Genomic DNA, 20,866 nt, shown 5'->3' with positions numbered 1-20,866 from the left:
ACCACGGTTACTCATCCTAAATGAAGCGTTATGAAAAACATCTCAACACTTTTGGTGTTGCTGTTCGGCGTGTTCCTATGCGGTCCGCTCCAGGCACAATACCTGCTTTTAGATAACATGGAAGGTAGCGGTCCCTGCTCCGGCAGGTGGACCTACTACGCCGGTAATACCACTACGGGGAAGGTGCAGTTCGGTGTGCCTAACCCCAGTGTATCCGGGCTGAATACCAGTCCGCTGGTAGCCAAGTTCATAAAGGATACTACCTGCTTTGAGTACATGAGTGCAGGCAGCAGCCTTACGGATTCATTCGACCTGTCTACCAACAGCACCTTTAAAATGCTGGTGTATGCCAGCACGAAAGATGAGATCATGTTTAAGCTGCAACCCGGCGATAACTACTCCAAAGCGGTGTACTTTACCTACAAAGTAACCCAGATCAATCAATGGGAAGAAGCGACATTTAATTTTCAGAGCGTAAAACAACGGACAGATTTTAACCGCATCGAAGTACATTATATCGATGGCCGCAAAGCCAATGGTATCCTGTACTTCGACCTGGTACAGGGTCCCAACCCAACTGGTATAACTGTAAAAGATACCAGCATTTTAATGGGGCACGAGAATGGCGCAGTACTCACCGCTACGGTGCGCGGAGGCGTATTTGATTCCGTACTCACCGCGGCTAACTGGACCGCCACCAACCTGCCTCCCGGCGTTACTGTCGGCAACGTGCAACGCGTAAATGATACCATTGCGCATGTTACGCTCAGTGGCAACTCACCCGCTAATTATTCCCGGGCTATTTTAAAGCTAACTGTTGCCGGAACGGAACTGGTAAACGCCAACACTGCTGCATACAATGTAAAAGGCAATGTGGTGTTTGAAGGTAATCCCAACTGGACGGTCATCTTCAACGATGAATTTAATACCGATGGCGTACCGGATGTTACCAAATGGAAAGTAGATCCGCAGCCCAAAGGCTGGATCAACGGCGAACAGCAGGTGTATACAGATACCACGCACGATAATGCACGTGTGAAAGATGGTAAGCTGATCATCAAAGGCAAGAAAGATTTCCCCAATGGAAATACCACCGAGCCCTGGTCATCTGCCCGTCTTATTACACAAGGCAAAATGGACTTCCTGTATGGCAGGGTAGATGTACGCGCCCGGTTGCCCCGTGCCCGCGGCTCCTGGCCCGCCATCTGGCTGATGCCCACCAGCAGCGTTTATGGCGGCTGGCCCAAAAGCGGTGAGCTGGATGTAATGGAACATGTAGGTAATAATTTTGGTACGGTACTATCTACCGTGCACACGCAAAACCATAACTGGACCAATGGCGGCCAGGTATCAGGCACTAAAATTTTGCCAGATGCAGATACCACGTATCATGTGTACAGCATGGAATGGAGTGCGGACTCCATCCGGTTTTTGTACGACAGCATCAAAGTGCTGACCTATCCTAATCCGCATACCGATTGGAAAGACTGGCCCTTTGACCAGAAGTTTTTCCTCATACTGAACGTTGCCGTCGGTGGTGGTATGGGAGGTAGCATTGTAGAAGCAGATTGGCCGGATAGCATGATGGTGGATTATGTACGCATTTCCCAGAAAGGATTAGGCACACCCGTGCTGGACTCCGTGGCGGTAACACCCGCCACGCTGACATTCCTTCCCGGTAAAACGCAGCAATACACCGTCAAAGCACTGGACCAGAACGGGCATGTAATGGCGGTTACGCCGGTATGGAGTATTACCGGCAGTGGTAACAGCATTACGGCAGGCGGACTCGCCACATTGAACGACACTGCTAAAATTACCGCCACCATAACAGTAGACAGCGTCACGAAAACGGCCGTGGCTGTTGCCACCCGGCGGTCTGCCAACTATAAGCCGATACCTGCAAAAATAGAGGCCGAGAGTTTTGACAACAGCAATGTATGCTGCACAGAGTCCACATCAGATACTGGTGGTGGGCTGAATGTAAGCTACATTGGATCGAGCAGCTGGCTTGAATATGATATCAGTGTACCGGACAGCAGCGAATACCGGATTCAGTTCCGTGTGGCTGTTAATTCAGTATCCAGCCTGAAGGTAATGCTGGATACCGCTACATTGCAAACTGTAACGCTCCCGGCAAGCGGTGGCTGGCAAAACTGGATCACAGTAACGTCGGCGCCTATACGCTTATTGCCCGGACAAAAAACGATCAGGATCCAGGCCGGCAAAGATGGCTGGAACTTCAACTGGCTGCGCTTCATCCGTGCCGATTCTATTTCACTGGCAAGGCTTACCGTTAAACCGGATACAGCAACGTTGATCACCGGCGCCACAAAACAATACACCGTTTCCGGCTATGGACAGGACAGCAGCGTGTTCACCGTGAACCCGGTTTGGTCTGTTTCCGGCACAGGTAACAGCATCAGTACAGCTGGTTTATTCCAGGCTAACGTGGTGGGCGATTACACCATCACGGCAACTGCAGGAACAGTGAGCGACACCGCCAGCGTGCATGTAATGGCCGCACCCCGGTTAACGCGTATTACACTTACACCGGATACGGCCAATGTACCTTTTGGCGCATCGCAGCAGTTTACTGCTAAAGGGTATGATCAGCGCGACAGTCTCTTTGCCTTTACGCCTGTATGGACAACTACCGGCGCCGGTAATGCGATCAGCGCAACGGGTGTATTCACCGCCGGCAATACGCCGGGTAACTTCACCGTTACCGCATCCCGCGACTCCATCAGCGCTACAGCCGTCGCTACTGTTGGCAATTTCTGTTCGGTTAATAATAAGTATGAGGCAGAAAGTACTTCCAACCGCTCTACCAGGCCAATCCTGCAAGCCTGCACGGATGTTGGCGGCGGGCAGAACTTCACCAATATGTATGGGGGCGACTGGTTTGCTTACAACACCCTGAATGTGCCTGCAGCCGGAAAGTATACCATCAGTTTCCGGATTTCCTCCACAGCGCCGGCGGTGATATGGATAGGGCACAGCGGCTTTAATTTTGGCAGCATTACCCTGCCATCTACCGGAGGTGTATGGCAAACCATCAGCGACACGATTACGTTGCCGGCACTTAGCTATACAGGTATTCATATAACATCGGGTACCTTTAAGTTCAACTGGTTCAGCATCGACAACTGTCCGGTATCGCCCATTGACTCTTCTTCCGCCCGTATCGCTTCCGCTTACAGCGATGTGAAATTAAAGTACGCACCCGGATCAACAGACACCAAAAAGGTGATCTTCTATCCAAATCCAACAACAGGACAACTTACCCTGGAATTAAAAGAACCGGTGTATACGTTGCTTTCTGTGCTGGACATGCATGGTGCGGTAGTTAAATACTGGCGCATCAGTAAAGGACAAACACGCATCAATCAGAACATCAGTTCATTGCCGGCAGGTACTTATCTGCTTAAACTGGAAAATGAATTTAAGGCCATCACATTTAAGGTAATTAAACTCTGACAGATGTATTTGCTATGAAGAAGAGACGCTGCTGGTCAGCGTCTCTTCTTTTTTAAACCGGGTAGCAGCAATAAAAGAGATAAAACATCCCAGTGCAGTAATCGTACGTATCGCGTTATAGATGTCCCACGTATGTAATATCGCTCTCCAGTCCACAGGAGGATGAAGCGGCGGCCATAATTTGATGATGCCGTTAATCGGAACATTCCCAAACCTTGTTATCAGCAAAGTAGCGAATGCTAATCCGGCAGACAGGATAGCCAGATTCCTCACCGGGATTAATCGCCTGCATAGCCCTGCATACCATAACGGCGTTATAATAGAAAGGGCCATCAACAGCTGCATGGTAATACCATTGTGTGTCATTAACAACAGGGATGTAATAGTGGGATTGGAGACGAATGTTAGCTAATCTTTATATGTTGATGGGTAAGTGCTTGATAATCTGTTGATCCTGCTCTGATAAAATAAGGAGGCTTTTGAGCTATCTTTTAGCAATCTTAGCCTTTGATGAATCAATTTGAAAATTTTCCTTAATTAGTTGGGGCCTGGAAGGTCTTACCTGGCTATTATCTACACCAGGTAGTTTTGTTGTGGTAGAGTTGCTCTGGCGTGTTTTCTTGGAATCTTTTGCCATATGCGAAGTTTCGTTAAAGGTACTGAATTTATTCACAATTTTTACTTTCTGAACTTTATCATCTTTAATAGCAATTTGGAAACCAATGCATAGCAAATAAGGAACACTTGCTAAAATTGCAAAAGTAAAAGCTCTGTAATAGAGTAATCCCTTTCGTTTAAATATTTCGTTATTTACTCTGACAGCTTCCTCAAGTTCATTTATATAGGAAGCTTTTATTAACGCATCTACTTCATTTCTTTCTCTGTTTTCTTCCTCGTAACCTATCCTGTATTCCTCATAATAAAGTTTGGGTTCCTGTAAATAAGCCACTTCAACAGGTATTAGTAAGCGGACTGTGTTTGTCAGTGAAATGGAGAATAGGGAGATGAAAATGTAAAAGGAAACGTGATGTAACCATAAACACTTTGTTTCTGTAAAGAAAAGAGACTGTATGATAGGAATAAGAAAAATTGCGAACGCAGAGTATATTACCAGAATATTAGTAAACTTGTCTATGTTTTTTTGGTAAGCATTGGAATACTGTTCCAGTCTTTTTTCATTTATTTCAATTATATAATCCAAATCATAGAAAGAGCCCATAAAAAATGACTACTGGTTTTTAAAAAAGATCTGATGATATCGCAAGTAAATATTTAGAAAAGACTCATAGACCTTCGCTTATCCGCGGAAAACCAGCTTAACCAATCAATAACAATAGTCAATATCGTGCTGAAATAAGTCAAAGAAACCACCACATCATTCCTCCGCCTCCACTACCTTCGCAACCAAACCACGATTATGAAAATTCACCACCTGCTATTGGCGGCATCGCTGTCTTTATTCTCCTGTAAAGATACCGCCCGTCAAAACAGCCGTTACGGAATGGTTACAGGCCTCCGGCCGGAGAGGATAGAAGCCTATAAATCGCTGCATGCAAAAGTATGGCCGGATGTGCTGAAAACGATTGAAGCATGTCATATCCACAATTATTCCATCTACCTGAAAAATATAAATGACCACTGGTTTTTGTTCAGCTATTTTGAATATACCGGTACAGATTTCAAAGGGGATATGGAGAAGATGAAGCAGGACAGCATCACCCAACAATGGTGGAAAGTAACGGCGCCCTGTCAGCTTCCTTTACCGGATGCAGCCGCAAAAGGAGAAACGTGGTCGGGGATGGAAGAAGTATTCCATGTGGAATAACGTAGCCTAAAATTAATACATCCCGTACTGGTTTTTCATTAATTAGGGAAGGACAGTTGCGGAAATTATCAAGTCTGCGACTTCTTTTGGATGGGTTATATAAACACTATGGCTTGCCCCTTCTACTTCCACTATTTTTTTACTATTAGCTCTTTTGGCATACATGCGCTCTAATTCCGGATTGATAATCCTATCGGATTTTGCTACCATATACCAAACAGGTTTTGTTTTCCAGGCTGGATTTTGAATGATGGCATGGAATACCAGATCAGCGGTGGGTGTTTGCGAATTTGCCATAAAATCTGCTTTTGATTTTGGCAGATCACCTGAAAAATCAGCCGCAAACATCTTTGGATTAATGTAGTCCCAGCCGTCATTTCCCTTGATCAGTGATTTATAAGCAGCCGGGAAAATTTTGCCGTTGTCAGCCTCAGATTCGCCTTGATCCGGCGCGTGTGCGGCAATATATACCAGTCCGCTAACCAGGGAATCATTGCCCGCTGTTGTTATTACCGCACCACCATAGCTGTGCCCTACCAAAATACAAGGCCCATCCTGCTGGTTAATTATTCGTTTTACCGCAGCCACATCGCCTTCAAAGGTAGTCAGCGTAGGCTGGGCAATGCTGACCTTGTAACCTTTTTTGGTGAGGATTTCATAGACCGGCTGCCAGCCGGAGCCATCTACAAATGCACCATGAACAAGCACAATGTTTCGGATTCCTGGGGAAACCTGAGCTTGTAATGTTGAGACGAAAATCGTCATGATAAAAAACGTCAGTATTTTAAATGTGCGAATGCCGCTATTGGGATTTAGGTTCATGGTATGTTTTTTTAATACTTGTTTACAAAATAACAGAATGCCGTCAGTTTTCAATTCTGGTGCCGGAAATCCGACGGCGACTTACCGGTTTTGCTTTTAAATATCTTTGTAAAATGAGAGGGGTGTTCAAAGCCCAGTTCAAAAGCAATTTCACTGATGTTTTTCTCTGTGCTCCACAGCAGGGATTTCGCTTTGTCTACCAGTTGCAGGTGAATATGTTCCAGGGTAGTTTTACCCGTATACCTGTTCAGCAGATCGGAAAGATAATCAGCAGAGAGGTTGAGCCGCGATGCGAAGTATTTTACATCAGGAAGCCCGTCATCGATCAGCGAATCCTTTGAAAAATAGTCCAGCAGCAGGCTTTCAAACTGCTGGACCAGATCCTGACTGGGTTTGGAACGTGTGAAGAACTGCCGGTCGTAAAAACGGCTGCAGTAATTTAGCAGCAATTCAAGGTTATTTACGATCAATTCCTGTGAATGTTTGTCTATGTTTTGCGAATACTCCTGCGTCACGTTATCCGCGCAGTTTCGCAAGGCCTTCTTCTCATCCTCGGATACATGCAGGGCTTCATTGGCATCGTACTGAAAAAATGAGTATCCATGTATCTTTTTACCCAGCCCGGTACGGTACAGCAAATCAGGGTGGAAGAATAATCCCCATCCATCGTCATAGGAAATGTAACGCTGTGTAGAAACAGCCTGCCCAGGAGCAGTAAATACCAATGTGCCCTGATCAAAATCGTAATGGGAGCGCCCGTAGCCCATTGATCCTTTTAACTGTTTAAGATACACGGCATAAAACCCCAGCCTGAACGCCGTTTCTTTTTCCGGAAAGTTATTCCTGCTGATCTGCTGCAACTGAAGGAAAGAAACCAGCGGATGCTTCGGTGGGGGGCAGTCGTAGAGCTTATGCAGCTCATGTATGGTATTGATATCGACGAATGATTGTTGCATGTAACAGTGGATTGGAAGCTAAGTAAATTTACTAAAAAGAGTTTATACAGAAAGAAGGCTGTTCCCCAGCGGAGCCTGTTCATACGCGCCGATTACTTTCGGGACTTCTGCCGGTATAAAGCCAGGGAAATCCGGTTCCTGTAACGACGATCGTAGTTTCATAATAATGATTTGTTCTTTTTGTATCAGGTGCTAAGCAATAAAGCGGAGGTAGGTCTTTCCTTCAGGCAATAGCACCTCCGCTGACTAAAAGCAGCTGCCCGCTTACAAAACCTGACAGTTTACCGGCGAAAAATTCAGCAACATTTGCTACGTCTTCCGGTGTACCCATCCGTCCCATTGGATAAAATGTTGGTATTACAGCCCTGATAGGTGCTTCTGCATCAACAACAGTATGGATTCCTGCACCTTCGGTTGCCGTAGGCAGTATGGCGTTTACGGTTATTCCCTTATTCCCTAATTCTTTGGCCAACACCTGCACCAGGTACAAAGCGGCCGTTTTGCTTCCGCCATGCAGCGCATATCCGGGATTAGGCAGTCCGGTAGTACTTGAACCGATATAGATGATCCGGCCATTGTCAGCCACATGTTTCGCGGCCGCCTGCATGGTGAAGAATGCGCCTTTTGTATTAGTATTAAACAAGCTATCAAATTGCAGTTCGCTAAACGCGGTAACCGGCACGCCGACCAATTCCAATCCTGCATTTACCACCACAATATCAATTTTTCCAAATTCCCGGATGGCAACTTCAAATAGCCGATCTATTTCAGCGGGCCTGGAAACATCCGCTTTCACTGAAATGGCTTTTACCTGGTAACTTTCAATCTCTTTGACTACCGTATCGGCTGCCGCGCTATTGCTTGCGTAATTAACTACAATATGTGCGCCCAATTGGGCATATCTCAGCGCAATTGCTTTACCGATGCCTCTTGAGGCGCCAGTAACCAGTGCGACTTTATTTTTTAATGAATCCATAAAATAAGTTATTTAGTTTGAAAAATTGAGTGACAGGCGCTGGGCGTGTCACTCTCAGGAATTAGATAAACATCCCGCCCGATATCTCGATACGTTGGGCATTTACAAAGCGGCTGTCTTCGGATAGCATTGATGCGACAAACATGCCTATATCGTCCGCATTCCCAAGACGTCCGAGCGCGGTCATGCCGGCAATTTGCCCGCGATGGCTATCGTCACCTTTCCCACCGCCAAACTCAGTGTCGATAGCTCCTGGTGCAACACTATTTACACGGATCTTCCTTTCGGCATATTCTTTGGCAAAATACCGTGTCAAACCTTCTACCGCGGACTTAAGAGCACCATATACGGCAACACCAGGAAAGGCAAAGCGGGCAAGCCCGGAAGAAATATTAATGACCTGACCACCATCAACAATTAAAGGAATTAGTTTTTGCGTAAGGAAAAACACACCTTTAAAATTTACATCGACAAGTTCATCGAACTGTTGTTCTGTTGTGTCTTTAATGAGCGTTCGCTGGGATATCCCTGCGTTGTTGACCAAATAATCGAAGTTCTCCCGGTTCCATTCCTGCTTAAGCACCTGCGCGATCTGATCGGAAAAGCCGTTAAAGGAGTTGGTTTTGGACGTATCCAGTTGTAAGGCGACTGCTTTGCCTCCGCTGCTGTTGATGGCATCAGCAACGGCTTTCCCCTGATCGGAGTTGCTGTTATACGTGAGGATAACGTCAATGCCACGTTGAGCGGCATTTAAAGCAATACTTTTTCCTATTCCCCGGCTCCCGCCAGTTACAAGAACGATTTTTGATGCTGTTGTTTTCATTTTTTTGAAGTTTTAAATTTATATAGCAAAGTTCAACAGCGCGGCGCAAGGCTACTTATACATTTCCGGACAGGGTTTATACATTTCAGAGATGTTTGGTAATAGCGAAAGGTAACTGCTGGTCATATTTCTATAAAATAGATTTACAGCGTCTGAAGAGATTGTTATCCGGCTGCTGCAGTCATTGTTCACCGTAACCAGGTGAAAGTTCAATGCGATTCAGTGCCGGCGCCGGTTGCAGTGAGGTACGCATTTAAGAATTGGGTAAGGGGGGATCTTTATAACCGGGAAGGTTTACCGGCTTCTTCTTTCCGGATGGATGATCAGCAATAACCCCAACGGCAGACACAGCTTTCCCCCGCGGCATAGATATTGTTTGATTAATAGTCAAATAACACAAGCCATGAATGTAAAAAGACTCTTCGGAACCATCCTGACTATCCTGGGGATAGTGGGTATCATTTATGCCGGTTATGGTTTTATCCAGCAAAGTATGCAATGGCGGCAGCTACTGGTGGCTGCTGTGATTGGGGTTATCTTCTTCATATCGGGTATTGGCCTTGTGAGGAATACCAAAGATGAAGCGTAGTTGAAGCGTACTTAAAGCATGGATGAAGCGTAGATAAAGCGTGGCTGAATTTATCCGCCATAATCCTCTGTTATTTACAATATTTGTAATATCTTGTACCCATCACCACAACAAACGTAATTTTTATATGGGATTTTTTTCAGGTCTTATTGGCAATGCAGCCACCGTTAGCCAGGAGCAGTTAACCAAAGATTATGGCAAACTCCTGCTCGATTCAGAACGGGTAGAACTGGGTTTCAAGCTGATCAGGGATACTTTTATATTTACCAATAAACGTCTTATCCTGATCGATAAGCAGGGGCTTACCGGTAGTAAAACAGAATACCGCAGTATCTCCTACAAAAGCATTTCCAGGTTCAGCGTGGAAACAGCCGGTACTTTTGAACTGGATGCAGAACTGAAAATCTGGATCTCCGGTGAAGAACTGCCAAGCATCAAAAAGCAATTCAGCAAATCGGTGGATGTATACGAGGTACAGAAGGTATTGGCGCATTACGTGCTGAACTAAGTTTCTTATTAAAGTGTTTATCATACCAAAGCCGCCATCGGTGGCTTTTTTTATTGCTTATATTTAACATCCCTAAAAGGATTGATCATGGAAGTAGGAATAGATAGCTTTGCCGCCACCAATGGTTTAAACAATAAGCCGGTCGCAGAAAGTAATATGGATGAAATGGCGGATCTGCTGGAAAGAATTGTGATGGCCGATCATGCCGGGTTGGATGTATTTGGCATCGGTGAACATCACCGGAAGGAATTCCTGGACTCTGCACCCACCATCATCCTGGCGGCTGCAGCAGCCCGTACAAAACATATCCGTCTTTCCAGCGCGGTAACGGTGCTTAGTGCCGCCGACCCGGTAAGGGTATTTCAGAATTTCGCCACACTGGATATTATTTCCCGTGGCCGCGCCGAAATGGTGGTGGGCCGTGGTTCCTTTATAGAAGCATACCCGCTTTTTGGCTATAGTCTCCAGGATTATGATGCGCTCTTCATCGAAAAACTGGACCTGCTCCTGAATATCCGCGATCATGAAACGGTTACCTGGAAAGGCCGTTTCCGGCCGGCGCTTAATAATATTGCCATTTATCCGCGCCCGGTGCAGGATCCCATACCCATTTGGCTGGGTGTTGGTGGCACCCCACAATCGTTTGCCCGTGCAGGTACGTTGGGGCTGCCACTCATGGTGGCCATCATAGGAGGGGAAACCCACCGTTTCCGCCCGTTGGTAGACCTCTACCGGGAAGCCGGCAGAAAAGCCGGGCATTCGCCCGATAAATTAACCGTAGGCGTACATTCATTGGGGTATGTTGCGGAAAACAGGCAACAGGCTGTGAGCGACTATTTCCCCGGCTACGCCGAAACATTCACCAGGATTGGAAAGGAGCGGGGATGGCCTCCTGTTACACGCGCGCAGTTTGATGCACAGACAGGTCCCACCGGCGCCCTGCTGGTAGGCGGCCCTGAAGAAATAGCAGAAAAGATCCTCCGCCACAGCGAAGCGCTGGGAGGCATCTCCAGGATCACTTTTCAAATGGATAACGCGGGCTTATCCCATGAAAAATTGCTGAAGTCCATTGAATTGATTGGTAAGTACATCGTTCCGCTGGTGAATACCGATTAAATGATTACGCACCCAGTTCGGTAGGCAATCCGTCCATACTTACCAGGTTCTTCTCGGCTTTGTAAGCTTCCAGTCCTTCGGGCCCTTTCTTTTCCGCCCATTTGGCGGCATGATCCCGCTCGCCGGTGTATTCATACAACGGAACGCCAAAGCCGCAGGAGGTTTGTACTTTATGGATATCCGCCACAATGATCTGGCGGGTGGCAGGCAACAACGTAAACAGCGCCGACAGCTCCGGCCATTCCGGATCGCCCGGCAGCACCGTATAGCCTTTACCGTATAAACGCAAAATATTGGGCGGCCCGTCGAAGGCACAAAACATAAAGGTAATACGGCCATTCTCCCGGAGATGCGCGGAGGTTTCATTTCCGCTGCCCACAATATCGAGGTAGGCTACTTTGCTGGAGGAGAGTACCCTGAAACTGTCGAGCCCTTTGGGCGAAAGGTTTACATGGCCCTGATCACTCAGCGGGGCGGAGGCTACAAAAAACAATTTCTGCGCAGCAATAAAGTCCTGGTGTACGGGCTTGATATCGTCAAAAAATTTTCCCATATAAAGCGGCATTTAAGCGTGGTCTATACAGAAAGGTACGAACTTTTTACGGACAGATGCCGTACATTTGTTGATTGTAAACTACCAGTGAAGCACTGCCGGTAACATCGGGCAGGAAAAATATACTACATGAAGGCAGTTAAAATTCTCTTGCTCCTCCTCATATTGTCTTCCTGCAAAAGTAAATGGGAAAAGACACATCCCGTGGTTGAAAATATCACTGAATCCGTATACGCTTCCGGCATCATTAAAAGCCGCCACCAGTACCAGGTATTTTCCAAAGTAAACGGGTTGATTGTTAGTATTCCGGTTACAGAAGGAGATACGGTAAAGAAGGGAGATGCCATTATCCATGTGCTGAATGAAACAGCGAAACTAAACACGGAAAACGCCGCCCTTTCTGCAGCCTACGCCGCTGTAAGCGCCAATACAGAAAAGTTAAACGAGTTAAAGGTCAACATCGATCTTGCCAAAATAAAACTCAATAATGATTCGCTCTTACTGGTCCGCCAACGCCGGCTCTGGGGACAACAGATCGGTAGCCTGCACCAGGTGGAACAGGCAGAACTGGCTTATAAAAGTTCGCTGACTTCCTACAACATCGCTTTATATAAGTACAACGATCTGCAGAAACAACTGAACTTCGCGGCAAAGCAGTCCGGTAAGAACCTCGAAATCAGTACCACGCAAAACAGTGATTATACCGTGAGAAGTGATATCGACGGCAAGGTATACAGTATCCTGAAAAAGAACGGAGAGATGGTAAATACCCAAAGCCCCGTGGCTGTTATTGGCGAGGCCGGTAACTTTTACCTGGAACTGCAGGCCGACGAATACGATATTGCCCGCATCCGGCTGGGACAGAAAGTATTCATTACGCTCGACAGCTACAAAGGACAAGCCTTTGAAGCAAGCGTGGAGAAAATATATCCCATCATGAATGAACGCTCACGGTCCTTCACCATCGATGCTGCTTTCGTAAAACAGCCACCGGTCATTTATCCCAACATGACCCTGGAGGCAAACATCGTTATTCAATCAAAAGAAAAAGCATTGATCATCCCCCGGAGTTTTTTATTGGAAGATGATTATGTAATGCTGGAAAATAAGGAGAAGAAGAAAGTGGTAACAGGCCTGAAAGACTATCAGAAAGTGGAGATCCTGGGCGGCCTCACAACTGCCGATGTTATCATGAAACCTGCGCCATGAACTACAAGCTGATTTTCAGTATATCATTTTCCCTGATGAAGGCGCGCTGGAGACAAACGCTGGTGGCGGCAGTGGGCGTTACCTTCAGTATCACCATGTTCATAGCTTTACTGAGCTTCATGACAGGGCTCAATGGTTTGCTCGACGGGCTGATACTCAACAGAACGCCGCATGTACGCATCTACAATGATATTAAGCCCAGCAAATACCAGCCTGTTAATCTTTCCGGCGAATACAAACAGTCGCATAACTTTATTAAATCTGTGAAGTCTGCCAGCGGGCGCCAGGAAATATATAACAGCGCCGCTATTCTGGATATGCTGAAAAAAGATAGCAGAGTAACAGGCGTTGCCCCGAAAATTATTGCGCCCGTTTTCTTTAACGCCGGTACTATAGATATTACCGGTGTTATTAACGGGATTGATGTGCAGTCGGAAAGTACCCTGTTTCATTTTAATGATTACATTATTACAGGCAAACCCATCGATCTGAAAAATGTACCCAACAGCATTATTCTCGGAAAAGGCGTAGCGGAGAAATTATTGGCAGACCCCGGAGATGTAGTACAGGTCACTACTTCACAGGGCGATATCATGCCGCTGAAAGTAGTAGGCTATTTCCAGTCGGGGTTACAGGATTTCGATAAAGTACAATGCTACACGTCTATCAATACCGCGCAAAAACTATTGGGAAAGCCTAATAATTATCTCACAGATATCCAGGTAAAACTCACGGATCTGAATATGGCGCCCGCCGTGGCGAAAGAGTATGGCGCGTTGTTCCAGGCCGATACAGAAGATATACAAACCGCTAACTCACAGTTTGAAACCGGTAGCTTTATCAGAACACTGATTTCTTATTCAGTAGGCATCACCCTGTTAATTGTGGCCGGTTTCGGGATCTATAATATCCTGAATATGATGATCTATGAAAAAATGGATGCCATTGCTATTATGAAAGCCACCGGCTTCTGTGGCAGTGATGTGAACCGCATTTTTATTGTGATCGCCCTGAGCATTGGTTTGTTCGGCGGTGTGGCAGGGCTGTTCCTCGGATTCGGACTATCTGTTATCATTGATCAGATCCCTTTTCGCACAGCGGCATTGCCTACTATTACTACCTTCCCCGTGAATTATAATCCGGCCTATTATTTTATAGGCGCCATATTTTCATTGGTCACCACTTACTTTGCAGGCTACTTCCCCGCAAGGAAAGCCAGCAAGGTAGATCCTGTTGTTATCATAAGAGGAAAATAAGATGAGCGAGGTTATTCTGCAGGCCAGTCATATCAACAAGTCGTTTCATGACCCGGTAACCATACCGGTACTGAACGACGTGAGCATGTCTGTCAATAAAGGAGAATTTGTTTCGGTAGTGGGCAGGTCCGGGTGCGGAAAGTCCACCTTGCTCTACGTTCTTTCCACTATGGATACCGATTACGAAGGACAGCTATGGATCGATCAGCAGCAGGTCACCAACCAGAAAGAAAAGCAGCTGGCCCGCATCCGGAATGAAAAGATCGGTTTCGTATTTCAGTTCCATTACCTGCTGAACGAATTCAGTGTGCTCAGGAACGTGATGCTGCCCGGTTTGAAGCTGAACCGGTATTCGGAGCAGGAAACAGAGCACCGCGCCATGGAGCGGCTTAAAATGCTGCATATCGACGAGCTGGCATTAAAGAACGCTAACCAGTTGTCGGGCGGACAAAAGCAACGGGTGGCCATTGCACGCGCGCTGATCAATGATCCCGCAATTATAATGGGGGATGAACCTACCGGCAACCTGGATAAGAAAAACGGTCAGCTTGTGTTCGATATCTTCCGGGAACTATCGTTACAATACCAGCAAACATTGCTCATTGTAACGCATGATCCGGAGTTTGCGGGAAATACCAACCGCATTATTGAAATGGAAGACGGACGGATTATCAGGCAGTAACTACAGCAATTTCTTCGCTGCATCTTCCCAGTTCATGATCCGCTCGTAGCCTTCTACATGTACGTTATGATGCCCGTGATACAATAATGGCCGGCCTTTGAAATTGCTGAAATTGCGGATCAGGTCATCTATCATGATGTCTGTTTGTACAATAGATTTATCGCCACACAGGCAATACTGCCGCCAGTCAAGAAAAGGAAAATGCTCCTGCAGCCAGTCGTATTTGTCTTTCAGCGAAGTGGGAAACTCCATCGCTGCGGATACGATATACAATTTATACTTCCTGTTCAGTTCTTTTATTACTTCCACTGCATTCGGGAATATTTCCAGGTCGCGGAAAAAGCCGGGTGTATTCAGGTATTCCTTAATCTTCGCTTTGTGCTCTTCCGGCAGGATATCCGATAATGTTTTGCCGTGAAGTTCTTCCGTGGTAAATGTTTTACCATAGTCCCTGTAATACCATGCCCTGGCTTTTTTGATTGGGTCTGCAATGGTTTCGTCCATGTCGATGGCAATAGATAACTGCATTGTTTCCTGTTTTTGTGCAGCTAATATAATAAAAAGTGCGGAGGGGATTTGGTAGTAATATAAAAGTAAAACGGCTGTGGCGCTATGGAATAACATACCACAGCGCCACAGCCATTCAATCCTGAAAAATAAAATCAGTTTAAAGACTTTTCAGCTTAATATCACGGTATTCTACTTTCATCGGCGGACCTACATGCACCTGTACGCCCAGCAATCCTTTGGTTTTTCCGTTCACCGTGTCGTTGTCGGTTACATCACTCATCAGCACACCATTGATGTAGTGCTGAAGGTGATTGCCTTTTACAACAAGCCGGCATTTATTCCAGTCTTCGCTTTTAATAAGCGCTTGCAGTGAATCAGAGCTGCCGAGTGAGCCGGTAACAACGGCGGCGCTCCAGGCGTTGTTCTTTACGCCGTTTTTCAGAGAATCAGTTGCTTCGGGAATGGTGGTTTTCTGTCCGCGGTAGGCCAGGGTGGTACGGCCTCTTTCCTCATAATTCTGACCCGTATAGCGGTTGGCGCCGTCAATATCTGCCTGGTAGCCTTTCAGCGCGTGTGGTACATTTTCTACCATTACGCTGCGGTAGTTGATGCCGCTGTTGCCGCCGCTGGTGATTTTGAATTCGCAGGTGAGTTCAAAATCCGCCGGCTGATCGCCCTGCCAGATGAGGAAGGTGTTGGTTTTCAGTAACGTTTCAGGCGTTACTTCGCCAACAATATGACCGTTTTCCGCCCGCCAGTGAATAGAGTCGCCTATCCATCCGTTCAGTGTTTTACCATCAAAGATCTGTACGAAGCCTTTATCGGTACCTGTGCTATCGCCGGTGTGGCTGTTGCCTGTCTTACTGTTGCCGTTCTGGCAACTGGCCGTGGTAAACAGCAGGCTGGCTGCGGCTAACGGGATAAGCATTGCACTGGTTCTTTTCAGCATAATTAATATTTTAATAGTGTTTGGTATTTTTTCGTATATCCGGGGGAGATAGTAAACATGATGCGTATAACCGTTACCGGTAGTTAGGCAGCATTGGTATCTTTCCAGGAACCGGAAGCAGCTGAATCCAGTACGGCTTCACACACTTTTTGCGTTTCCAGCGCTTCTTTAAAAGTAGGAGAACAGGGCGCACCGGTTTCCAGGCTTTTCAGAAAATCAGCTACCTGGTGTACAAAAGAATGTTCGTAGCCGATGCCCAGCCCGGGTACCCACCATTTATCCATATATGGCTGATCGCCGTCTGTAACATGGATTGAACGCCATCCGCGCACCGTAGAGGCGTCGGCGTTATCAAAGTATTCCAGCCGGTTCAGGTCGTGCAGGTCCCAGCGGATGGAAGCATTTTCGCCGTTGATTTCAAAAGTATATAACGCTTTATGTCCGCGTGCATAACGGGTTGATTCAAAGAGGCCGAGAGAACCGTTGCTGAAGCGGCACAGGAAGGAGCAGGCATCATCGATGTTTACTTTTTCCACTTTGCCGGTGAGCTGATGCATGCGTTCTTTTACAAACGTTTCGGTCATGGCGGTTACGGTGGTGATGCTACCGTTCAGCCACAACGCGGTGTCAATGCAATGGGAGAGCAGGTCGCCTACTACGCCGGAACCGGCTACATCTGCATCCATGCGCCACAACCCTTCGCCGCCCTGTGGCAGGTTGGCGTTAATGGTCCAGTCCTGCAGGAAGTTGGCACGGTAGTGAAAAATGCGACCCAGCTTGCCGGAGTCGATGATCTGCTTGGCGAGGGTAACAGCCGGTAACCGGCGGTAGTTGTACCACACGGTATTAGGCACGCCTGCTTTTTCAATGGCGTCTACCATCCCGGCCGACTCTTCCAGCGTACGTGCCAGCGGTTTTTCGCAGAGGATCATTTTGCCTGCAGCAGCTGCTGCAATAGCTATTTCAGCGTGTTTGTCGTTGGGCGTGCAAATGTCTACTGCGTCTATATCATCGCGTGCAATGAGGGCTTTCCAGTCCGTTTCTACGGATTCATATCCCCATTGCGCGGCAAATGCTTTGGCTTTACTTTCTGTGCGGGAACATACCGCTTTCAGTACCGGCTGATAAGCCAGTTCCGGGAAGAAGTTTTTCACGCGCAGGTAGCCGTTGGAGTGGGTTCTGCCCATAAAACCACAGCCTATTAATCCTATCCTCAGTTCTTTCTTTGTTGTCATAGTTGTCACGGATTATTAATTAAAAAACTATTCCTGCCAGCCGTGTTGTTGCCTTACAGCGATCATGGCGGCGAGGATATCGTTCCAGGTTTTCGCCTGGGTCATCACGGCGTTGGGGAACATACAACCATCCCAGCAGATATGTTTCACCGCTTTTGTGAGTTCGCCTTTGTCGTCGCGCAGCCAGAAACCGGCGTCTTCCGCAATATTCAGTTTCCCGTTGGGATCAGTAGCCAGGCAGTGACGACCGGTTTTATCGTGAGAGCCGGTGCCGTGCACCGTACCATCATTCTGTGCCACATGGAAATCGATCATCCACGGACGAAGGGCATGTGTAAGTTTCCGGAGCCCCGCTTTGATTGCTTCGCGGTCGCTCCACTCAAAGTTTGCCGGCAGTATCCTGTCTTCCGGGCTGTTATACCCCAGCAGGTACAGGAACGTATGCGACATATCGGCCTGGAACCCAATATTGGGGCGGTCTACCGCCTCCAGGGTATCCAGCATGGCTTTCCAGCTATGCATGCCACCCCAGCAGATTTCGCCTTCTGCGGCAAGTTTTTCGCCATAGTCAGCGGCTACGTCACAGGCTTCGCGGAACGTTTGTGCAATCAGCCTGGTGTTACCGGCGGGATCTTTGGACCAGTCTTCCGGACTGCAGGCGGAGTCGATGCGTACTACGCCGTTTGGCCGGATACCGAGGTCACGGAGCCGTTTGCCTACGTGGCACGACTTCCGCACCTGCTCTACAAATTTTGCCCTGTCTTCTTTGCTGCCCATTGCGGAACCACCGCTGGGAGGCCAGATCGGCGCCACGAGGCTGCCTATCTCCAGGTTATAGGAAGATACTTTTTCTACCAGTCTTTTCAGGTCATCGTCTGAGCTGTCTGCGGATACATGCGGGTCAAACAACCCGATGTCGATACCGTCAAACTTAACGCCGTTCACATCTGCGTTAGCGGTCATTTCCAGCAGTGTATCAAATGAAATGATGGGTTCTGCACCATCTCCTTTTCCTACAATGCCCGGCCAGGTGGCATTGTGCAGTTTTGGATAATTATTATCTTTCATAACGTAGTTTTTAACAGATTACAACACGAGGTCGGGGTTACCCGGACCAAAATGTTTCAGCATTACAATCGGATCGGTAGAAGAGTGGTTTACAATTTTCACTCCTGCAGTAGCCGCTGCTTCGCTGATAAAAAACTCATCGTTGGTTAATTGTCCATAGCGGATCAGCGCCGGCGTATCAATATCCCACACACCCATTTTGCCATGCCCCTGCATCAGGATAATGCCATAGGCGGCGGCGTCTTTAATAACTACTGTTGCGCCGGGCGCTACAGTCAGTTCTTTGGCGCTGAATGCATCTGATTTATAACATACCCAGTTTTCCGTATAACCTTCCCCGTTAGCTGCCGTTTTGGGTGGCATAAAGCGGTTCTGGAACTGGTTGGGATCTACGTTCAGTTCCCAGTCGATCACGTCCATCAGGGCGTCGTAATCGCCGATGCTTTCTTTTGGCGTACCATTCCAGAGCAGTACTTCCGGAACGATGGCTTCGTTTACGAGCGACTGGTACATGGCGAATACGTCGGAGGCTTTCTGTGGTTCGTAGGTACACAAACTACCCGGCGCATGCAGCAGTCCCGGCGGAACATCCCAGCCGGTGCCAGGTTCCAGCTTGTAAGCCTGTGAGTAGTTCGTGATTTTATTATCGCCTTTGGTAAAGTTCAGCAGGCATTCCTTAATCTGTTCGCGGGTGGTGCCGGGGGCAATACCCATGAAAGTATAAGGGAAATCACCGCCATGATTATTCAGCTGCGGCGGAAAGTAATAGGCTTCGGGCTTGCCGGCCTGTCCGATCAGCGCTGCTTTTTCATCGTTATGATGAATATGATGGGGGAGTGGTCCCATGTTATCAAAGAACTTGGAATACATCGGCCAGGCGCCATAGGTATCCCATAAACGTTTCCCGATCAGTTTATCTTTTAATTCGCTGATGGCATCTTTCAGTAAAAATTGCTGTGTGCCGCTGCCATCATTTACCACCACCATGCTTAAACCTTCATTTTCGCCTGTTAAAGGGCCGTTCTTCGCCGGAGTGGTGGACGACAGCCAACGTTCGTCGATGCCGCCACGTTCGCCTCCCAGTACGTAATAATCGTCCGGGTGTAATTTGATCCGCCGTCCTGGCACACAAAATGATCTGGGTACCCAGTTTGGTGCCAGCCGGAGAATCCCTTGTCCCTGTTCGAGTGCTTTTTCTGCTAAGCTTGTTTTTTCCATGAGCTTTAAAATGATGATTATAAAAGATCAGTGAGAAATGATTTGATGTCTTCGTTGGTATATAACAGGTTTATCTGCAATTCATATCCGCGGCGTTCGCCCGGTTCCATAAATAGCAGCGTACCTTCCCTGCGGGCTTTTGCCTGGCCCGTAGGCGGATGGGTGCCGGGTTCCAGCCCCATCACATATTCGCCTTTGCCCCAGTGCTGCCAGTTGGTGAGCACCGGCAACTGCGCTTTTTTAAACCGCAGCGAAAATGCCAGTTGCAGCGCAGCGTTGTGGACACCACAGGTACACCATCCGCCGGTATCTGCAACCGGATCAATGATCGCGGCTTCTTCGCCGCCACCAGCGTGACTGTCCAGCGGGGCGAGGCATTTTTTGTAATTGTGATCCGCATTAAAAATGTGATCCGGATTGCCTTCCCTGGAAACCCAGTTGCCCTTCCAGCAGATATCCGCACCTTCATCTACCAGCGGCCACCCGAAATTGAAATGATATAACAACATATGCGGCGCCGTGATATTGCCCCGGTTCATCACTTCATCATGCACCCGGATCTCTGCTTTGCCCAGTGTACCGGAAATAGTACGTTTCAGCATCAGCTTGAGACCGAGCGCGCTGGTTTGCAGCATGATCCCGGTAATGCTCATTTCCATCTGCCCGGCCACGGGGTCGGGTTGTATGATGGAAACAATTTCAGCAGGCGTATTACTGATAGGGCCATGCAGCCCGCGCTCTCCATATTCATCGGTTTCAGGGCCGCCCACATGCATCAGTCCGCAGGTGGTTATCAATCCACCGCCAAAGGTTTGGAGCCAGTCCAAACCTTTGTTCGCCCCGCGCGTGGGTGCAGTAATACCGCCATGACTTAACCAGGCCAGGCTATGCTGATGATAAAACGCATCCGCAATATCCATGGCCCGGTCGATGACCACCTTATAACGTAACCCCGTTCCGGTATTGATCCAGGCGATGCGGGTGCCCCTTCCGGGGCCATTGTCCAGCACCGCCGTTTCTATACCTCCCAGCTGAAAATGATTCGAGAGTTTATGTTGCCACGACTGATTATTAAATGCCATCCGCGCGTT

Annotated in this window: 21 protein-coding genes; 8 read left to right on the top strand and 13 right to left on the bottom strand. The window is 47.7% G+C overall.

The annotated features are described in order from the left end of the window. Positions 1-30: 30 nt before the first annotated feature. Positions 31-3,480, top strand: coding sequence for a carbohydrate-binding protein (locus tag V7S65_RS09380; RefSeq protein ID WP_336388453.1), 3,450 nt, complete (start codon positions 31-33; stop codon positions 3,478-3,480). 12 nt (positions 3,481-3,492) lie between these two features. Here the strand turns inward: V7S65_RS09380 and V7S65_RS09375 are convergent, their stop codons facing one another. Together V7S65_RS09375 and V7S65_RS09370 are read right to left on the bottom strand one after the other, a co-directional pair. Then, positions 3,493-3,846 carry a DUF1772 domain-containing protein gene (locus V7S65_RS09375; protein WP_336388454.1) on the bottom strand — a complete coding sequence of 118 codons (354 nt, stop codon included), beginning with the start codon at positions 3,844-3,846 and terminating at the stop codon, positions 3,493-3,495. A gap of 118 nt (positions 3,847-3,964) precedes the next feature. Continuing rightward, positions 3,965-4,429: a hypothetical protein gene (locus V7S65_RS09370; RefSeq protein ID WP_339545580.1), complete on the bottom strand. Its 465-nt coding sequence runs from the start codon at positions 4,427-4,429 to the stop codon at positions 3,965-3,967. Positions 4,430-4,897: 468 nt separating this feature from the next. On the opposite strand from V7S65_RS09370, the gene V7S65_RS09365 reads away from it, so the two are divergent. After that, the gene (locus tag V7S65_RS09365) at positions 4,898-5,305 is read left to right on the top strand and encodes an L-rhamnose mutarotase (protein ID WP_336388456.1); all 408 of its coding nucleotides are present in this window, start codon (positions 4,898-4,900) and stop codon (positions 5,303-5,305) included. A 42-nt stretch (positions 5,306-5,347) separates the two neighbouring features. Here the strand turns inward: V7S65_RS09365 and V7S65_RS09360 are convergent, their stop codons facing one another. The 4 genes from V7S65_RS09360 to V7S65_RS09345 all read right to left on the bottom strand — a co-directional run bounded on the left by V7S65_RS09360 (position 5,348) and on the right by V7S65_RS09345 (position 8,882). Further along, positions 5,348-6,127: an alpha/beta hydrolase gene (locus tag V7S65_RS09360; RefSeq protein WP_336388457.1), complete on the bottom strand. Its 780-nt coding sequence runs from the start codon at positions 6,125-6,127 to the stop codon at positions 5,348-5,350. 50 nt (positions 6,128-6,177) lie between these two features. Beyond that, positions 6,178-7,083, bottom strand: a complete 906-nt coding sequence (locus V7S65_RS09355; protein WP_336388458.1) for a helix-turn-helix domain-containing protein — start codon at positions 7,081-7,083, stop codon at positions 6,178-6,180. A 223-nt stretch (positions 7,084-7,306) separates the two neighbouring features. Continuing rightward, positions 7,307-8,059, bottom strand: a complete 753-nt coding sequence (locus V7S65_RS09350; RefSeq protein WP_336388459.1) for an SDR family oxidoreductase — start codon at positions 8,057-8,059, stop codon at positions 7,307-7,309. A gap of 61 nt (positions 8,060-8,120) precedes the next feature. Beyond that, positions 8,121-8,882, bottom strand: a complete 762-nt coding sequence (locus tag V7S65_RS09345) for an SDR family NAD(P)-dependent oxidoreductase (protein ID WP_336388460.1) — start codon at positions 8,880-8,882, stop codon at positions 8,121-8,123. Positions 8,883-9,285: 403 nt separating this feature from the next. Between V7S65_RS09345 and V7S65_RS09340 the strand changes: the two genes are divergently transcribed. From V7S65_RS09340 to V7S65_RS09330, 3 genes are all read left to right on the top strand, one after another. Beyond that, a complete protein-coding gene (locus tag V7S65_RS09340) occupies positions 9,286-9,471 on the top strand; it encodes a hypothetical protein (RefSeq protein ID WP_111578275.1) in 186 nt (61 codons plus the stop codon). 127 nt (positions 9,472-9,598) lie between these two features. Beyond that, positions 9,599-9,979 (top strand): PH domain-containing protein, encoded by a 381-nt coding sequence (locus V7S65_RS09335; RefSeq protein ID WP_079472041.1) that lies wholly within the window; start codon positions 9,599-9,601, stop codon positions 9,977-9,979. A gap of 87 nt (positions 9,980-10,066) precedes the next feature. Next, positions 10,067-11,095 carry an LLM class flavin-dependent oxidoreductase gene (locus tag V7S65_RS09330; RefSeq protein WP_336388461.1) on the top strand — a complete coding sequence of 343 codons (1,029 nt, stop codon included), beginning with the start codon at positions 10,067-10,069 and terminating at the stop codon, positions 11,093-11,095. A gap of 4 nt (positions 11,096-11,099) precedes the next feature. Here the strand turns inward: V7S65_RS09330 and V7S65_RS09325 are convergent, their stop codons facing one another. Then, positions 11,100-11,648: a pyridoxamine 5'-phosphate oxidase family protein gene (locus V7S65_RS09325; protein WP_079472485.1), complete on the bottom strand. Its 549-nt coding sequence runs from the start codon at positions 11,646-11,648 to the stop codon at positions 11,100-11,102. Between the two features lie 129 nt (positions 11,649-11,777). Between V7S65_RS09325 and V7S65_RS09320 the strand changes: the two genes are divergently transcribed. Genes V7S65_RS09320 through V7S65_RS09310 form a run of 3 tightly spaced genes read left to right on the top strand, consistent with a single transcriptional unit; the run spans position 11,778 to position 14,795 of the window. After that, positions 11,778-12,857: an efflux RND transporter periplasmic adaptor subunit gene (locus tag V7S65_RS09320; protein WP_336388462.1), complete on the top strand. Its 1,080-nt coding sequence runs from the start codon at positions 11,778-11,780 to the stop codon at positions 12,855-12,857. Next, entirely contained in the window at positions 12,854-14,113 is a 1,260-nt protein-coding gene (locus tag V7S65_RS09315) for an ABC transporter permease (RefSeq protein ID WP_336388463.1), read from the top strand. Before V7S65_RS09320 ends, V7S65_RS09315 begins: the two co-directional genes overlap by 4 nt. 1 nt (position 14,114) lies before the next feature. After that, entirely contained in the window at positions 14,115-14,795 is a 681-nt protein-coding gene (locus tag V7S65_RS09310) for an ABC transporter ATP-binding protein (protein ID WP_336388464.1), read from the top strand. Here V7S65_RS09310 and V7S65_RS09305 read toward each other — a convergent pair whose 3' ends face one another. The 6 genes from V7S65_RS09305 to V7S65_RS09280 all read right to left on the bottom strand — a co-directional run bounded on the left by V7S65_RS09305 (position 14,796) and on the right by V7S65_RS09280 (position 20,857). Continuing rightward, complete coding sequence (locus tag V7S65_RS09305) at positions 14,796-15,323, bottom strand: 5' nucleotidase, NT5C type (protein ID WP_336388465.1); 528 nt, start codon at positions 15,321-15,323, stop codon at positions 14,796-14,798. A 139-nt stretch (positions 15,324-15,462) separates the two neighbouring features. Continuing rightward, a complete protein-coding gene (locus V7S65_RS09300) occupies positions 15,463-16,254 on the bottom strand; it encodes a 3-keto-disaccharide hydrolase (RefSeq protein ID WP_200817330.1) in 792 nt (263 codons plus the stop codon). 83 nt (positions 16,255-16,337) lie between these two features. Then, positions 16,338-17,489: a Gfo/Idh/MocA family protein gene (locus V7S65_RS09295; RefSeq protein WP_079472036.1), complete on the bottom strand. Its 1,152-nt coding sequence runs from the start codon at positions 17,487-17,489 to the stop codon at positions 16,338-16,340. A 27-nt stretch (positions 17,490-17,516) separates the two neighbouring features. Then, positions 17,517-18,557 (bottom strand): sugar phosphate isomerase/epimerase family protein, encoded by a 1,041-nt coding sequence (locus tag V7S65_RS09290; protein ID WP_336388466.1) that lies wholly within the window; start codon positions 18,555-18,557, stop codon positions 17,517-17,519. An 18-nt stretch (positions 18,558-18,575) separates the two neighbouring features. Next, on the bottom strand, positions 18,576-19,775 hold the full coding sequence (locus tag V7S65_RS09285; RefSeq protein ID WP_336388467.1) for a class I mannose-6-phosphate isomerase: 1,200 nt from the start codon (positions 19,773-19,775) through the stop codon (positions 18,576-18,578). Between the two features lie 17 nt (positions 19,776-19,792). Beyond that, positions 19,793-20,857: an aldose 1-epimerase family protein gene (locus V7S65_RS09280; RefSeq protein WP_336388468.1), complete on the bottom strand. Its 1,065-nt coding sequence runs from the start codon at positions 20,855-20,857 to the stop codon at positions 19,793-19,795. Between the last annotated feature and the right edge of the window lie 9 nt (positions 20,858-20,866).

Origin of the sequence: Chitinophaga sp. CCNWYY40 (genome assembly GCF_037483205.1) — a bacterium.
Classification (GTDB): domain Bacteria; phylum Bacteroidota; class Bacteroidia; order Chitinophagales; family Chitinophagaceae; genus Chitinophaga; species Chitinophaga ginsengisegetis.
This window is presented reverse-complemented; position numbering and strand designations above follow the sequence as displayed.

Bases quoted from the DNA above. Each gene is read 5' to 3' on its own strand.
- V7S65_RS09300 (WP_200817330.1), bottom strand. From the start codon at position 16,254: ATGCTGAAAAGAACCAGTGCAATGCTTATCCCGTTAGCCGCAGCCAGC.
- V7S65_RS09355 (WP_336388458.1), bottom strand. From the start codon at position 7,083: ATGCAACAATCATTCGTCGATATCAATACCATACATGAGCTGCATAAG.
- V7S65_RS09305 (WP_336388465.1), bottom strand. From the start codon at position 15,323: ATGCAGTTATCTATTGCCATCGACATGGACGAAACCATTGCAGACCCA.
- V7S65_RS09375 (WP_336388454.1), bottom strand. From the start codon at position 3,846: ATGACACACAATGGTATTACCATGCAGCTGTTGATGGCCCTTTCTATT.
- V7S65_RS09380 (WP_336388453.1), top strand. From the start codon at position 31: ATGAAAAACATCTCAACACTTTTGGTGTTGCTGTTCGGCGTGTTCCTA.
- V7S65_RS09365 (WP_336388456.1), top strand. From the start codon at position 4,898: ATGAAAATTCACCACCTGCTATTGGCGGCATCGCTGTCTTTATTCTCC.
- V7S65_RS09360 (WP_336388457.1), bottom strand. From the start codon at position 6,127: ATGAACCTAAATCCCAATAGCGGCATTCGCACATTTAAAATACTGACG.
- V7S65_RS09330 (WP_336388461.1), top strand. From the start codon at position 10,067: ATGGAAGTAGGAATAGATAGCTTTGCCGCCACCAATGGTTTAAACAAT.
- V7S65_RS09320 (WP_336388462.1), top strand. From the start codon at position 11,778: ATGAAGGCAGTTAAAATTCTCTTGCTCCTCCTCATATTGTCTTCCTGC.
- V7S65_RS09340 (WP_111578275.1), top strand. From the start codon at position 9,286: ATGAATGTAAAAAGACTCTTCGGAACCATCCTGACTATCCTGGGGATA.
- V7S65_RS09295 (WP_079472036.1), bottom strand. From the start codon at position 17,489: ATGACAACAAAGAAAGAACTGAGGATAGGATTAATAGGCTGTGGTTTT.
- V7S65_RS09285 (WP_336388467.1), bottom strand. From the start codon at position 19,775: ATGGAAAAAACAAGCTTAGCAGAAAAAGCACTCGAACAGGGACAAGGG.
- V7S65_RS09310 (WP_336388464.1), top strand. From the start codon at position 14,115: ATGAGCGAGGTTATTCTGCAGGCCAGTCATATCAACAAGTCGTTTCAT.
- V7S65_RS09325 (WP_079472485.1), bottom strand. From the start codon at position 11,648: ATGGGAAAATTTTTTGACGATATCAAGCCCGTACACCAGGACTTTATT.
- V7S65_RS09290 (WP_336388466.1), bottom strand. From the start codon at position 18,557: ATGAAAGATAATAATTATCCAAAACTGCACAATGCCACCTGGCCGGGC.
- V7S65_RS09335 (WP_079472041.1), top strand. From the start codon at position 9,599: ATGGGATTTTTTTCAGGTCTTATTGGCAATGCAGCCACCGTTAGCCAG.
- V7S65_RS09345 (WP_336388460.1), bottom strand. From the start codon at position 8,882: ATGAAAACAACAGCATCAAAAATCGTTCTTGTAACTGGCGGGAGCCGG.
- V7S65_RS09315 (WP_336388463.1), top strand. From the start codon at position 12,854: ATGAACTACAAGCTGATTTTCAGTATATCATTTTCCCTGATGAAGGCG.
- V7S65_RS09280 (WP_336388468.1), bottom strand. From the start codon at position 20,857: ATGGCATTTAATAATCAGTCGTGGCAACATAAACTCTCGAATCATTTT.
- V7S65_RS09350 (WP_336388459.1), bottom strand. From the start codon at position 8,059: ATGGATTCATTAAAAAATAAAGTCGCACTGGTTACTGGCGCCTCAAGA.